The following is a 14,513-nucleotide window of genomic DNA, read 5'->3' as shown; positions in this document are numbered from 1 at the left end:
GTGTCCTTAATTAAGTTATTCCAAGTATGTCTAAAAATAGTTTGAAAGAAGCTTTTCTCACCAAAGGGGTCGTCTGAAAAAGCTGTTTAATGGTTGCTGACGATCAAATCTTCGGCATCACGGGAAACATTCCCCAGCCAAGTTGTTAAGCCGAGTTGTGTTTGTCCGCCTAAGTCCATGAGCGGTACTTCTTTTTGCATTAAAACAGGCTGTATATCCCATTCATATTCATCTGCGGCAAACAGCCTTACCCACTCCCGTAGGCGGGCGGTATTGATACCGTCTTTGAAGAATGATCGGTAAGCGGGTAGGGTAAGCGGACCGATGATAATGCGGAATTTGCTTTGAACATTGTAAAGCTTGTCGCCCAGCAGCAGGCCATCTCCCAGCGTATAGTTACCCATGATGCCGATTTGCGTTTTTTCTTCCGCAACCTCAACCCAATACCCAACATTGGTTTGAATGGTAACGGGGACTTTGAAATAACGGTTGAGTAATTGCTGAAGATTGGCTGCCGAACGACTTTGCTTCATCAGTAGGCCGGCAAAATAACGCTTGGCAAATTCGTGGATTAAGCCTTTGTTATGTATGGCCGGTGTATCCAGCCCATTAAAGCTGGCGATATATTTCCCAAAACGGTCTTCAGCATTTTTATCTAAAGAAATGATGCTCTGAGCGTTGGCCCATGCCCGATAGAACAAGACAGCCAGACGGTGTTGCAACATATTGGCAAAACCGGTCCATGTCCGGTCGCCGTGTTGGTGTTGACGCTCATAGGCATATTCGGTCAAATGCAGGGGCAGGGGGCCGGATGGGCCAAACAAACCGAATCCATTAATGGAAATTTCCACATAACGTGGCGATAAGGCAACCGATTGGACGTTGCGGGGAGCAAAAATAAGCGATGGCTCTTGGCGAATCCTTATTTTTTCCATTTTCGGGCTGACGGCCTTACCCAATAATTTCCTGCCGGTGACAAATTTGACAGACTCAAGCTGGCGCAAGAGTGAAAAATAATCGTATTTATAGGGCTGAGAGGCAACTTTGTTTAAAAAGCCCGTCAGTTTTTCATCCCATGTATCGTCCAATGCGTCGCCAAAATCTGTTTGAGCGTTAACCGGACTCATACGATTACCCTCTCTCCAACAGCATTCGGCCAAGTAGCCATATGTCCTTGTTGGAGCGTGTCAATTTGAAGCTGTATGAATGAGTTAATCGACACCAAACGTTGGAAGTAATGGTTCAAAACTGAGCCAAACAGGAAGGGATGGATACCGCCCAATTGCGCTTCATCCAGCGTAACCGTGATTTTGATGCCTCGAACAGGTGCTGCAACTCCGTAATGACGGACTACCTTGTTCACAATGGAGGTCTCAATGCGTGTGATCGACTCAATCTGTTTTTTCAGCAAATCATTTTCAGAAGAAACAAACACCATTAAAAGCTCTTTTAAGGTGACGGGTGCATCTTCTTGGTCGATGTTTAACAATGACAGATAGTTTAAACTTAATTGGTTTAAAAACGACCAAAGTGTCCGATCCTCACTCACAGCCGCTTGAGGACGTGTCAATTTAGAAATCAGCTTAATAGAGTTAACCGGCAGGAAACCCTCAATCAGGAAATCGGACTCTCCGTCACGCGGCATCATCAGCGGTAAATCCCTACTGGTACACCAGGCATCTACGGAAAGATGCTGTATGCCGGAATTGAAAGCGTAATCCCGATTGTCGGCCAGAGACAAAAACACTTCGCTGCCCAAGTAGGAAGAACGGAAGCCATTTTTGACAGAATTTTCCGATGGGACTCTGTCTGCACGCCGTGCTGAAAAATAAGCATGCTGAGTTTGGGCTTCGGGGAAGAGCCCCATATCCGGCGCTTTGTACATCGGTGAAAATGCAACGGTTTGACGGTTGTTGGTGTCAAAACCTTTTACTTGTTCGATGGCGTAGATTTCATAATTTAAAGGTTGTGTACGGTCGATGATGACGTGGTGTTCCTGGTCTTGGATGTTTACAGGGAAGCGGGAGCTTTTTTTTCTGAAAAGGTTTACCACAGGCACCGCATTGACGGAAAAATCCTCTACACCGATCAATTCTGTCAATTCAGGTATTTTGTTGCTGAATAAAAATGAAAGGCTGAAATAACGTTTGCGATAGGTAATGATTTTTTTATTGACACCCTTATCGTTTACGATTTCTTCCAAATGTTCGGGTACTTTGGGCAAATGTCCGTCATTCTCAGCCTGATGGACAGCCTGTTTGATATCTTTTTGAGCGACAAACAGGAATTTTTCCGGCAGGCGCGCGTATTCCTGCATAATCCGGAATGCGCTGACGGATTTGTCCAAATTAAACGATAAGGCTTCATCTTCCCGAAATCCCCGATGTTCCGGTTTGGAGGACAACGGGTAATACCATTGTTTGGGGTTCTCATAACTGTGGCAAACGACGCCCACGCATTCGGAGGCCAGTAAAAACAGCAGTGCAGATGACTTAGAAAGTTCCGTACCTAAAAACACAGACAATTCATCCGGCAACATTTCCGAACATGCGCCAGGTACGCTGAGTGAGAAGTCCAAACGCAAGGCAGATTGCACTTTTTTCCCGGCAGATGCCTTGAGCGCGGGAAGCGTACTTGGTAAATAGCCGAGCGAATCGGTATATTTGGCTTTTTCTATGCGTAAAGGTAGGATTTCAGTGGTTTTGGTTACGGAAAACGGGCAACTTACTTTGAATTCGTCGATGGGTAATGAGCGCAATACTCTGCCACGTTCCAGTAGATTGATCACGTCGGCGTTGTATTGACCGGTAGGTTCCAAATTGACAATAGCTGCTGCCGGTTGCTGATTGATGAAGTCTGGGTAAACGACTTCCAAGATTCTTTGTACGAAACGGGGATATTCCGCATCCAGCTTGAGTTGGGTGCGGGCAGTGAGAAAGCTTACACCTTCCAATAGCCTTTCGACATAAGGGTCGGGGATGTCGGTTGTATCCAGTGCCAATCGGGAGGCGATTTTGGGATATTGCTGTGCAAATTCCCTGCCCATTTCCTTCAGGAAGGTCAGTTCTTTATTGTAGTAAGACAATAATTTGTTATTCAAGACCTATTTCCCCCATCTAACAAGTCAAACAACCCGGTCTCAACATCCATACTGGTTCGTAGCAGGAACTCTTTGGGATAAGGATTGAGTTTCAGGTAACCTTTGACTTCAATAATAAGTTTGTTGTGTAAAGCATCGTCATCATCGTCTACGGTATTCACGATAACTTGCAGGGTTTTGCTTTCAAGGCGTGGTTCGAAATCGATGATGGCTTGTTTGATGTTTTGTTCTACATCTTGCCATTCTATGTCGGAGAAATTCACTCCCGACAGGGGTGGAATGCCGTAATTGAGTGTGGACGAGCGCACGTTAACAGGCAGATCTTTCTCCATGGTTTCCGCTTGCATGTTGCAGGTATTCAGCAGGTAAAGAATATCGCGCAGCACTGCCTGCCGATATTGGTCAAGATTGATGACCTGATCGGGGCGTGCCTCTTTTTTTTTGCGCGGCTCTTCATCTGTCAGTCTGTCAAACAAAGAAGGCAGCAGTTGGTTTCTGAATTGCGACATGATTGATTGCGGTAGTCGGAGGATGGATAAGGTTTAACGCTGTTGTCCGAATTTAATATTGCGAATATCCAAGAGACCAAAATCATGGCTGTCGGTATACAGGTTTTTTTGACCCATGCCTGTAAAGAGCTGTTCGGCTACTTCTATCCAGTTTGTTTGCGAGCAGTTCATCAACATATCCGACCATTCGGTTTCTGCATCCGGCAAAACAGCATAGCGGGCAGGACTGGTACATTGGATACATTCGCCGTCGGTAAATTTGATTTCAGACGACCTCCAGATGATGTCGAGCAACGAGCTTGGTGCTTTGAAAGCTATACTTTCAATAGAGTCCCAAGTTTGCCAATAGTAGTGGCCTTGATAGAAGAATTCATAAACAAAAGCAGTACGTACGTCGCCGTCCATAATCCAGTTGCTGTCGGTTTCGGCAACTGATTTATCTGCCAGAAGATAAGTGATGTGCGCTGGTGTACCGTCGATACAGTCGGATAAGGCTTCGTAGTCGGCAGTGAGGGCAGAGTTTTTTTTCTCTGCAACATGAGCAACTAAAGAGAGTTGTTTTTGAAGAATATCGAGTTTGCTTGCGTGCTGTTCCAGAGTTTTGGGTTTTTGCTGTGTTTCCAAGACTGCTTGACGACGCATTTCGGCAGAAATGTTTTCAATAAGGTAGAGCATCAGAGGCTTTTGAGTATCGGGAAACAGTTTTTGGTATTGCCCGATTTGCTTTAAAGCCTGTTCCCATTTGGCACTCAGACAGAGGTATTGAATCAATGCCAAACGATGTTCCTGATTGTCAGGATTTGAACGTACAAGCTCAATCATGTCCGTTAATTTAGTCTTCAAATCCATCCCAGCAACTCCTTATTTATTTGTATAAAGTGTGTAATAGTTGAAACCCGATTAACTTTTCAGGAGGACGGAGGTCGTCTGAAAAGTAAATTTATTGTAATAAAGCCTGACTTAAAACGCCTTTTAAGCCAGGCTTCTGCAGTTAAATGCGCATAGTGGTTATGCGGATTTGTTTTCTTTGATGTTGAAGGCCATTTGAACTTCAGCGCCTTTAGAACCTTTATCGGTTTGTTCCCAATATTGGTTTTTCACTTTGGCAGCTTGGAATGAATAACGCATTTTCAGTGCATCGTTGTCTTGTACACCGATGAATTTCACGCCGGTTACCAAGACATCTTCCAAAGTAGTGCGCGAATATTCGATCTGTTCGCCACCGGCTTTGCATACAGAAATTTCTACTTTGCTCAAGTGTTGACCGGTAGCACAGTTTTTCAGAATGGTCGGAGCGGCTTTGTCAATAGCGGCAACTACGGTCAAGTCATTGAAATTGACTTTACCGGCACCACCGCCACCACCGCTGGTCATCGAACCGGGTTGCTCGGCACCCCAGTCAAAACTTTCGATGTTGGTCCAGTCTTTGTGGTTGGAATCTTTTGATTCGCCGTTAACACCTTCAACTTTCATGAACATATCAATAGCCATGTTTTTACTCTCCTTGTTAAAAGGTTAAAAAAATTAAGGGATTTAACAACAGGGCATGAGCATGCCCACCTAAATAAACCAAACCCGACTATTCCTGTTTAGCCGAAGGCAGTTTGGAAACCAAGCGCAATGAAACGGTAAGGCCTTCGAGTTGGTAGTGCGGACGCAGGAAGAATTTGGAAGTGTAATATCCGGGATTGTCTTCAACTTCTTCCACAACCACTTCAGCAGCGGCCAACGGTTTACGGGCTTTTGTTTCTTGAGTGGAGTTAATCGGGTCTCCATCTACATAATTCATAATCCATTCGTTTAGCCAACGTTCCATGTCTTCACGCTCGCGGAACGAACCGACTTTGTCGCGTACGATACATTTCAGATAGTGCGCGAAACGACAGCACGCAAACAGGTAAGGCAGACGCGCAGACAAGCGGGCGTTGGCGGTAGCATCCGGATCATAATATTCAGACGGTTTATGCAGTGATTGAGCACCAATAAACGCGGCCAAGTCGGTATTTTTACGGTGAATCAACGGCATAAATCCCAATGCTGCCAATTCGGCCTCGCGGCGGTCGCTGATGGCGATTTCGGTTGGACATTTCATATCCACGCCGCCGTCATCCGTCGGAAATGTGTGGCAGGGAAGGTTTTCAACGATACCGCCGGATTCCACGCCACGGATTGAGGTACACCAACCATAATATTTGAATGAACGGTTAATATTTACCGCCATTGCATAAGCCGCATTGGCCCATGTGTATTTGTTGTGATCCGCGCCTTCAGTTTCTTCTTCAAAGTCAAACTCATCGACAGGATTCGTTGTGGCACCGTAAGGCAGACGGGATAAGAAACGTGGCAGAGCCAAACCGATATAACGCGAATCTTCGGAATCACGCAGGCTGCGCCATGGGGCATATTCGGCATTTTGGAAAATTTTGCTCAAATCACGAGGATTGGCCAACTCTTGCCAAGATTCCATCTGCATCAGTTTGGGGGATGCGCCGGCGATGAACGGACAGTGTGCAGCGGCGGCAATTTTTTCAAGACTATTGAGCATTTCCACATCGGGTGCAGAGTGATCAAAATAGTAGTCGCCAATCAAACAGCCGAAAGGCTCGCCACCAAACTGGCCGTATTCTTCTTCATAAATACGTTTGAATAGGGGGCTTTGATCCCAAGCGGTGCCTTTGAAGCGTTTTAAGTTGCGGGCAACTTCTTTTTTGGAGATAGGCAATACTTTGATTTTCAACAAAGTATCGGTTTCGGTATTGGTAACCAAATGATGTAGGCCGCGCCATTCGCCTTCCAGCTTTTGGAAATCTTCATGATGCAGAATCAAATTGATCTGTTCGGAAAGTTTTCTGTCGATCTCTGCAATAATCGCTTCTATGGTTTGATAAGTGTCGTCTGAAATAGTAATGGCGTTTTGCAAAGCTTGCTGTGCCAGTGTCGCTACGGCATTATTGACAGCACTTTTGGCTTCTTCAGTTTTGGGTTTGAATTCTTTTTGCAGCAGCTGTTCAAATTCATTTGCAGCAAACACACTTTTCGCGCCGCTGTCCCCTTGGATGTCTAATTGCTTTTCAGTCATGATTCACGCTCACTTTATTGATTTCATCTGAAATTACTGCTCGTCTTTGGTTGTTGCTTTAGGTGCGGCTGCAAGGCTTTTCAGCAGCTCACTGTCTCCCAAGACTTTTCCGATTAATTCTTCAGCACCGCTCTTACCATCCATATATGAAAGCAGGTTGGCAAGCTCTGTACGCGCTTGTAGGAGTTCGTTTAAAGGACCTACTTTTTTGGCTATTGCTGCCGGAGAGAAATCATCCATGCTTTCCAATTCAAGCTCTACATTCAAGTTGCCTTCCCCGGTAAGCGTGTTTTTGACATTAAATGCGACACGCGGTTTGAGGGCTTTCATGCGTTCATCGAAATTATCTACATCAATTTCCAAAAATTTACGTTCGGCCAATTCAGGTAGCGGCTCTACGGGTTTACCGACCAAATCTGCCATCACACCCATAACGAATGGAAGCTCAATTTTTTTCTCAGAACCGTAAAGTTCTACATCGTACTCAATCTGTACGCGAGGCGCCCGGTTGCGGGCAATAAATTTTTGTCCGGATGATTTGTTTCGTGACATATTCAATGACCTTTAAATGATAAAAGTTGTTTATTTAAACGAACTTTAAATATTGCGGATAGACTAGCTTATTCGCTGGAAGTTCCCGTTTCTTCGTCCTGCTTCCCGATCAAAACTTCCAGATTGGCAATGCTTTCAGGACTGATATCTTTCATGATGTCGTAGAAGTTCATATTCATTTGCCGCTGTACCCTGCGGATAAATAACGGGGCAGGGTGGCTGGGTTCCAGCGTTTCAAAGTAAATGCAGATTTTTTCCAAAGCCAAATCGACATCAGCCCGATTTTTGATATTCAGACGACGCCATGCATCCGCTTCTTGAAGGGTCGATTGCTCTTGAGCAACGGTTGAAACGGGCGTTTCAGCGGGTTGTTCTGTTTGTTCAGCCTGTTGCAGCTGCGGGGTATTCCCATCGTTGTAATTGATGGCTTTGTGGATCAGGGTAAGCGGTTTTTGAATCACTTCAAAATTGAGTGAGTGTTCGTCTTGCAGCTGGGTCGAGAAAGTGTTTTGAATATCTTTCAGATGGTCTAATGCTTGGATTAAGGCAATCAATTCCGGTTTGCCGGTATCGGCACTTACCCTGATATCGAGCATCAAACGTTCTTTGCCGCCCGGATAGCTTTGCGGGTCATTACCTTGCAAGACAGAAACTGCTTCTTTAACGGTAATAGGCTGTTGGGTCAGTCCGTTTACTAATAATTTGGCTGAAAATACTTCTTTGGCGATGCCGTCATGCGTAGTGAATGCACTTAGCGCATTGATTCGATAAAACGGATCGGGTTCGCCGTCTTCATCTTCGAGCTTGGGATATAGGGATTTCCAATACAAATCCACATTGGTTTTGATGGCTTCACAACCGGCGCAAAAGCCAACCAGGCCATGTTTTGCAGTGAGCGCCTGTGTGTAATAGGACAAAACATGAAGGTCTTTCGATTCAGCCAGCAATTGATTGCACAGCTTCTCTACTGTTGCCCAATCAGGCTCTTCAGCAGGGATGATGGTGTCGCCATATTGCCTTTCCGGTTTCCCTTCGGCAGCGCTTTGAAGCTCTAAAAAGCGGCTGTCGTATTCAATATTTACCCCTTCGGGGGTGTCAGCGGAAATAGGTTCTGCCCATAAGGGAAATGTATTCATCTATTTATCATCCAAATATTTTATTGAATAGAGAGCAGGTGGGTTCTCCGTCTCTTTCTATATGATAACCGCTTTCGCACTCCAGCCAAAAGCTGCCAAGGTTATCTGATTTAGATAAAAAATTAAGGAAAGACTCGGGTAACGGATAGTCAGACTTATAAAGTGTACCTAAACAATCTGTTATAATACATTTACCATTTATTAATGTTTGGTTAAAAAAATCTATGTTTTGAGAGAAAAAATTAATAGATTTTAACTGTTCTGGAAGGGGATAAGGTTTTTGGAACAGTACAAAAGGATATTGTCGACCTGTTTGGTCTGAACTGAGTGCCGTTAGCCCAATATAGGTAATGCTATCAGGCAGTTTAATGCAAAACAGCCAAATCCGCGATACAGAAAGCGTCTTTCGGGTAAACGGAATGAGTTTGTCTTGGTTGTTGCAACGATCAAACCATCCATCCCAAAAGTTTTTATCATTAGTTTGGAGATTTTCAGAAACAATAAAATCACGAGACTGATTTAGTTTTCCGAAAAAGTAGATTTCGCTTTGCTGCATAAATAACAATCACATAATGTAAAATTAACAAATGATAAAGTTACTTAAGGTATCGATTATGCTTTGGTTATGAGTTATGTCCGCCATAGCCACTGTATATATACTTTACCATAATTTCGGTTTATGTATTAATATATTTTTTTCCTTATTAAAAGAATAACTAAAGTAATATTTTTATGATAAAGAAGTATTTGTGGAACATTTTTTATTATTTTAGTGTCTTACTTTACAATTTATTTGCAGTTTGTTGTTTGTTATAATCTTCGCGTTGTGTCATGCTATTTTCAAAATATAGTGGATTAAATTTAAACCAGTACGGCGTTGCCTTAGCTCAAAGAGAACGATTCTCTAAGGTGCTGAAGCACCAAGTGAATCGGTTCCGTACTATCTGTACTGTCTGCGGCTTCGTCGCCTTGTCCTGATTTAAATTTAATCCACTATATATTCAAAAGCGATTTTGATTCAAACTTGTAAATCTGTAAGCAACTTAGGTTTTCCATTTCAATATCAATAGAATCTCGACGGAGGGAGTAAACCCATGGCCTCTTTCGGTAATACTTTCGGTATTCTCATCCCCAAACCTGAAGCACCAGCCATGGTGTCTCAAGGCTCTGCCAATCCACCTGAGCCGCTGACCAATGCAGCCGGCCCGGTTGATGTGATAGAGATGGTTGCCGATGTTGCTTCCACTGCCCTTTCCATAGTTGCGCCTGATTCTGCTGCAGCCGATGCAGTGGATGCTATATCCGAACTGGTTTCCCTTGCGTCCATGATACCCGGTCAGCCTGGCCCCAAACCGCCTTCCCGTAAAATGGTCAGTGGTTTTAGCGGCGGCATGGGTATGGGCTTCGATGGTGGGGTGGTTACCTCGGGTCATGGCCACTGTATTCCTTGTAAGGTAGCTGCTGCTATCGGTAACCCCGTAAATGCAGTGCTCGGTATCAAAGTCCTATTTGACGATACCGAGACCGACTTTGCCTTTGATTCCCCGCTTCCCCTTGTTTGGCAGCGCAGCTACTATTCCGACCAAATAGGCAACGGCTGGCTGGGACAAGGTTGGTCGCTGCCGTTCTCCATGCGTCTTGTTCGGACTGCCGATGGTTTCCTTTATATTGATGAGCAGGGCAGGGAAATTTCGTTGCCGGATATCAGCGACGAAGCGGACGAGCCTTATTCCGCGGCCGACGAAGATGAAGACGATTTATATGAAGAAGAGGCTGCACCAAGACCTGCTTCCGCCGAAGAAGATCCCTACGGTCTGGATGACGCCTATTTCGATCCTTACGAACAAATCTTCTTTTCACAGATTTCAGACGACCTCTACCAAATCGCCTCCCCCGACGGCGGCGCACGGCTGCTGTTTGCCGAAGTCGATTCCGGCTGCGGCATTTACCAACTGGTCGCCCAACTCGACCGCAACGGCCGCCATATCCGCCTCTGCTACGACGACAACGGACTGCCGCACAGCATTTACGACGGCAGCGGCCGACACTTCCAACCCGTATTCTCCTCCATCCAACTGAACGACAACGATCCCGACTTCGACCCGGCTGGAGAGCGGGACGTCTTCGTTTCCGAAGACGAACGTTTCTACGTCAACCGCCTCACCTCCGTTACCTTCAACGGCAAGGAACTGGTGCGCTACGACTACGACGGCTACGGCGATTTGACCGCCGTTTACGGACGCGGCGGCAAAAAACTGCGCGGTTTCGCCTACCGCAACCACATCATGGTCGAACACAACCAGCCCGACGGACTGGTGTCCCGCTACGAATACGACCGTTACGACACCGACGGCAAAGTGCTCAAAAGCAGCAACAACCTCGGCGAAGAATGGACGTTTGACTACCGCAAAGACCATACCGTCGTTACCGACGCATTGGGGCGGACAGAAGTGTACGGTTTCGACGAAAACCGCGAACTTATCTACCGCATCGATGCCGACGGACAACGCAGCGACAGCGAACGCGACAGCTACGGCCGCATTACCGTAGAACGCGACCCCCTCGGACGCGAAACCCGCTATCTCTACGATACCGAAGGCAACGTCATCGCCATCACCGCGCCGGACGGCAGCAGCACCCAAATCGACTACCACGAAACCCTCAATCTGCCGGTTGCCGTCAACGATCCCGCAGGCAGGATTACCGCCTACGATTACGACGGACGCGGCAACCTCATCAGCATCACCGATCCCGCCGGTTACACCACAAGCTACGGCTACAACGCCAGATGGCTGCCCGAAACCATTACCGACGCCTTAGGTAAAACCCGACGCCTACACTACGACACCCTCGACCAACTCGTCAGCTTTACCGACTGTACCGGCGAAACCACCCGCTTCGGTTACACCGAATACGGCGATCTCGAAACCGTTACCGATGCGCTGGGCCATACCACCCGCCACCATTACGACGCAGCGGGCAACCCCGTCCGTACCGACTACCCCGACGGCAGTCACGAAACCTTCGAATACGACCGCCTTAACCGGCTGACCGCCCACATCGACGGACTCGGTGCCAAAACCGCCTACGAACTCGCAGTGGACGGACTGCCGCTCAAACGCACCAACGCGCTGGGCCATACCTTCGCCTACGCCTACGACAAAGCCCGCCGTCTGACCGTCCTCACCAACGAAAACGGCGAAACCTACCGTCTCGATTACGACCAAACCGACAACTTGATCCAAGAAACCGGCTGGGACGGCAAAATCACCGCCTACGGCTATGATGCCGCCGGACAACTGGTCCAACAGACCGAATACGGCCAAAGCAATAATGAAGGTCGTCTGAAAGAGCGTACCGAAACTTGGCACATCCACCGGTTCAAACGCAACATCCTCGGCCAACTGATCGAAAAACAAAGCCGCAAAGTCTCCGGCCGCAACGGACAAAGCAAAGACGAAGGCATCAGCCGCACCCGATTCGAATACGACCCGATTACCGGCAACCTGACCAAAGCCCGCAACCAACACAGCAGCGTCGAACTCGCCTACGACGAACTCGACCGACTCATCGGCGAAACCACCGTCCACAACGGCCAAAGCGCCACCGTAGGCTACCAATACGACCCGTTGGGCAACCGCATCCGCACCATCCTGCCCGACGGCCGCCATATCGATTACCTGTACTACGGCAGCGGACACCTGCACCAAATCAGCCTCGACGGTGAAGTCATCACCGACATCGAACGCGACAAACTGCACCGCGAAATCCAAAGGACCCAGGGCAGCATCAGCAGCCTGTACGACTACGACCCCATGGGTCGTCTGAAAAGCCAGCGTACCGTCTGGAGCGGCACGCAAACACCCCGCAGCAAACAAAACCCGCTGGCCGGCGGCGCCGTCAACCGCCGCTACGCCTACGACAAAGCCGGCAACCTGATTCAAAGCGCCGACCAAAGAAGCGGCGTCCTCCATTACGTTTACGACAAAATCGGACGCATTCAAGAAGCCCGCAACAGCCAAAGCGGCCGCAGCGAAACCTTCGCCTTCGACCCCGCCCACAACATCCTCGACATCCCAACATCTACTCCCTCTCCCGTGGGAGAGGGCAAAACGACCGCTCCGATTTCAGACGACCCCAAAACTCAAGGTCGTCTGAAATCACCTGCCCACCCTAACCCGGTCAGCGGCAACCGCCTCAAAGAATACAACGGCATCGAATACACCTACGATGCATTGGGCAACCTGATCTACCGCCAGCTACCTAATGGTGAAAACCAATATTACCAATACGATTTAGAAAACCAGCTCGTCCGCGCCGAAATCAAAAAGCCCGCCGGCAATACCGAGATTTGGACATACGCCTACGACCCGTTCGGCAGACGGCTTTCCAAAGAACGCCAAGACAAACTCGCCTGGACGAGTACCGAACCGAAACGCACCCACTTCGTCTGGGACGGAACACGATTGCTTCAGGAGTACACCTACAAAGGCAGCTATACCTATATCTACACCGACCAAGACAGCTACGAACCGCTGGCGCAAGTCTTTGACAACGCCAAAGACGGCAAACAATACCTCAGCTATTTCCATACCGACCAAATCGGCATCCCGCGCGAGATGACCGATATCCACGGCAATCTGTTGTGGTACGGCGAATACACCGCCTGGGGTCGTCTGAAAAAAGATGAGCGGGTCTACAAGAACGCGCATCAGCCGTTCAGATTGCAAAACCAATACTTTGATGAAGAAACCGGACTGCATTACAACCTGATGCGCTATTACGAGCCCGAGGCCGGGCGGTTTGTGAATCAGGACCCGATTGGGTTGACAGGTGGTAGTAACCTGTATCAGTTTTCGTTAAACTCATTAACTTGGATTGACCCATTAGGATTAAAAGTTAAAATGGGTAAGCACGACCGTCTTCGTAAGATTCGAGATGGGAAACAATCACATCATCTTAATCAAGATAATGCCTTTGGTTCTATTATTCCACGTGGAGATGCAGCGGCCATAAAATTATTAGGAAATGCCCTACGCGACATTGGTTCAGACCATTATCAAATCCATTACGTGATGGAAAGGTTTTGGGATCAATTCCGTAAAACAGGAGTTAAGCGTAAAAGTGGCAAAAAATATTTAGCCGGTATTACTCGGCCAACTGTAGGGCAATACAACAAAATGTTAAAAAATGCATTAGCTGCCACTTCTCTTTCTCCTAAAGAACAATGCAAAGCATTGTCTTCTGCTAAGCGAAGTCAAGCTAAACATGGTATAAAAGAAGATGATTTAGTCCCCAATATTCCTCGTACATTAGGTCAAAAAAAATGAATAAAGAAACAATAACTTCTATTCTTAACGAATTTCAAGGTAACCTTTATTTTGATAATTGGTTAAGGAAAGTAGGAGATTTTCCAGAAGAGCAAAGAAAACAACCTTATCCATTTTCTTGTAAAAAAATAGTAACCTTAAAAGATGCAAAAAAATGGATTGCTAATGATGAGTTATGGGAAGGAGTACAAAGGGCTTCTAATAACTATTTATTCAACTTATTTCAAAATGCAACTGGTAAAGGGACTATGGTAAATGAATTTGGGCAATATATCGCAAAATTTTTTCATTCACATGAATCTATTCTAAAAGAAAAAATAAAAGAAAGTAAATTGAAAACAGATGATACATATATTGCATTATATAGTATTACGTTGGGAGCTTTTTTAGAATATTCAATTAATAAGGTGGATGAAAATATAAAAGTTGACTTAAATTTGAATCTTCTTAAAATCATTAATGATGGATATATGCCTTGTGGTTGGAGTTTTAAATCTGAAGACATAATCGATTTCAGTGAGAGGCCTTTTGATTATTCAGCAGGATATTTATACATCTATTGAGTATTTCCCATAATAATTTAACTCCGAACTTCTTAAACAAGCTGTAGTTTGTATGAAATTTCTATTTTGATGCAGCAAGCCATAGCCTGCACAAAACCTTCAGTCTTGACGTAGGGTACGTGCGGTACGTACGCACGCGGTTTCTGTTTTTCAGACGACCTCACTATCTTCTTTGAGGTCGTCTGAACCATTTGTTTTTTAACAATCTCATTGGCAGTTAACATAGAGGTCGTCTGAAAACCAA

Annotated in this window: 11 protein-coding genes; 2 read left to right on the top strand and 9 right to left on the bottom strand. The window is 46.3% G+C overall.

Translation table 11 applies throughout. The annotated features are described in order from the left end of the window. Positions 1-86: 86 nt before the first annotated feature. The 9 genes from tssG to tagF form a co-directional block, all read right to left on the bottom strand. A complete protein-coding gene (gene tssG / locus H3L95_RS04940) occupies positions 87-1,127 on the bottom strand; it encodes a type VI secretion system baseplate subunit TssG (RefSeq protein ID WP_003761738.1) in 1,041 nt (346 codons plus the stop codon). After that, positions 1,124-3,100 (bottom strand): type VI secretion system baseplate subunit TssF, encoded by a 1,977-nt coding sequence (locus tag H3L95_RS04935; protein ID WP_003761736.1) that lies wholly within the window; start codon positions 3,098-3,100, stop codon positions 1,124-1,126. Before H3L95_RS04935 ends, tssG begins: the two co-directional genes overlap by 4 nt. Beyond that, a complete protein-coding gene (tssE, locus tag H3L95_RS04930; RefSeq protein ID WP_003761733.1) occupies positions 3,097-3,609 on the bottom strand; it encodes a type VI secretion system baseplate subunit TssE in 513 nt (170 codons plus the stop codon). Before tssE ends, H3L95_RS04935 begins: the two co-directional genes overlap by 4 nt. Before the next feature lie 33 nt (positions 3,610-3,642). Next, positions 3,643-4,458, bottom strand: a complete 816-nt coding sequence (locus H3L95_RS04925; protein ID WP_003761732.1) for a type VI secretion system accessory protein TagJ — start codon at positions 4,456-4,458, stop codon at positions 3,643-3,645. Between the two features lie 159 nt (positions 4,459-4,617). Further along, entirely contained in the window at positions 4,618-5,100 is a 483-nt protein-coding gene (locus tag H3L95_RS04920; protein WP_003761730.1) for an Hcp family type VI secretion system effector, read from the bottom strand. An 88-nt stretch (positions 5,101-5,188) separates the two neighbouring features. Further along, entirely contained in the window at positions 5,189-6,688 is a 1,500-nt protein-coding gene (gene tssC, locus H3L95_RS04915; protein WP_003761727.1) for a type VI secretion system contractile sheath large subunit, read from the bottom strand. A 33-nt stretch (positions 6,689-6,721) separates the two neighbouring features. Next, complete coding sequence (gene tssB / locus H3L95_RS04910; RefSeq protein ID WP_003761725.1) at positions 6,722-7,240, bottom strand: type VI secretion system contractile sheath small subunit; 519 nt, start codon at positions 7,238-7,240, stop codon at positions 6,722-6,724. Positions 7,241-7,308: 68 nt separating this feature from the next. Then, positions 7,309-8,376: a type VI secretion system protein TssA gene (gene tssA, locus H3L95_RS04905; protein ID WP_003761723.1), complete on the bottom strand. Its 1,068-nt coding sequence runs from the start codon at positions 8,374-8,376 to the stop codon at positions 7,309-7,311. A 7-nt stretch (positions 8,377-8,383) separates the two neighbouring features. After that, positions 8,384-8,932 carry a type VI secretion system-associated protein TagF gene (gene tagF / locus H3L95_RS04900; RefSeq protein ID WP_003761721.1) on the bottom strand — a complete coding sequence of 183 codons (549 nt, stop codon included), beginning with the start codon at positions 8,930-8,932 and terminating at the stop codon, positions 8,384-8,386. 538 nt (positions 8,933-9,470) lie between these two features. Between tagF and H3L95_RS04895 the strand changes: the two genes are divergently transcribed. Both H3L95_RS04895 and H3L95_RS04890 read left to right on the top strand, forming a co-directional pair. Beyond that, on the top strand, positions 9,471-13,706 hold the full coding sequence (locus H3L95_RS04895; RefSeq protein WP_182096221.1) for an RHS repeat-associated core domain-containing protein: 4,236 nt from the start codon (positions 9,471-9,473) through the stop codon (positions 13,704-13,706). Then, complete coding sequence (locus tag H3L95_RS04890; protein ID WP_003762387.1) at positions 13,703-14,269, top strand: hypothetical protein; 567 nt, start codon at positions 13,703-13,705, stop codon at positions 14,267-14,269. The genes H3L95_RS04895 and H3L95_RS04890 overlap by 4 nt, the downstream gene beginning before the upstream one ends. The last annotated feature ends 244 nt before the right edge of the window (positions 14,270-14,513 follow it).

The organism is Neisseria sicca (assembly GCF_014054945.1).
GTDB classification, from domain to species: Bacteria; Pseudomonadota; Gammaproteobacteria; order Burkholderiales; family Neisseriaceae; genus Neisseria; species Neisseria sicca.
This window is presented reverse-complemented; position numbering and strand designations above follow the sequence as displayed.

Bases quoted from the DNA above. Each gene is read 5' to 3' on its own strand.
- tssG (WP_003761738.1), bottom strand. From the start codon at position 1,127: ATGAGTCCGGTTAACGCTCAAACAGATTTTGGCGACGCATTGGACGAT.
- tssE (WP_003761733.1), bottom strand. From the start codon at position 3,609: ATGTCGCAATTCAGAAACCAACTGCTGCCTTCTTTGTTTGACAGACTG.
- H3L95_RS04925 (WP_003761732.1), bottom strand. From the start codon at position 4,458: ATGGATTTGAAGACTAAATTAACGGACATGATTGAGCTTGTACGTTCA.
- H3L95_RS04920 (WP_003761730.1), bottom strand. From the start codon at position 5,100: ATGGCTATTGATATGTTCATGAAAGTTGAAGGTGTTAACGGCGAATCA.
- tssC (WP_003761727.1), bottom strand. From the start codon at position 6,688: ATGACTGAAAAGCAATTAGACATCCAAGGGGACAGCGGCGCGAAAAGT.
- tssB (WP_003761725.1), bottom strand. From the start codon at position 7,240: ATGTCACGAAACAAATCATCCGGACAAAAATTTATTGCCCGCAACCGG.
- tssA (WP_003761723.1), bottom strand. From the start codon at position 8,376: ATGAATACATTTCCCTTATGGGCAGAACCTATTTCCGCTGACACCCCC.
- tagF (WP_003761721.1), bottom strand. From the start codon at position 8,932: ATGCAGCAAAGCGAAATCTACTTTTTCGGAAAACTAAATCAGTCTCGT.
- H3L95_RS04895 (WP_182096221.1), top strand. From the start codon at position 9,471: ATGGCCTCTTTCGGTAATACTTTCGGTATTCTCATCCCCAAACCTGAA.
- H3L95_RS04890 (WP_003762387.1), top strand. From the start codon at position 13,703: ATGAATAAAGAAACAATAACTTCTATTCTTAACGAATTTCAAGGTAAC.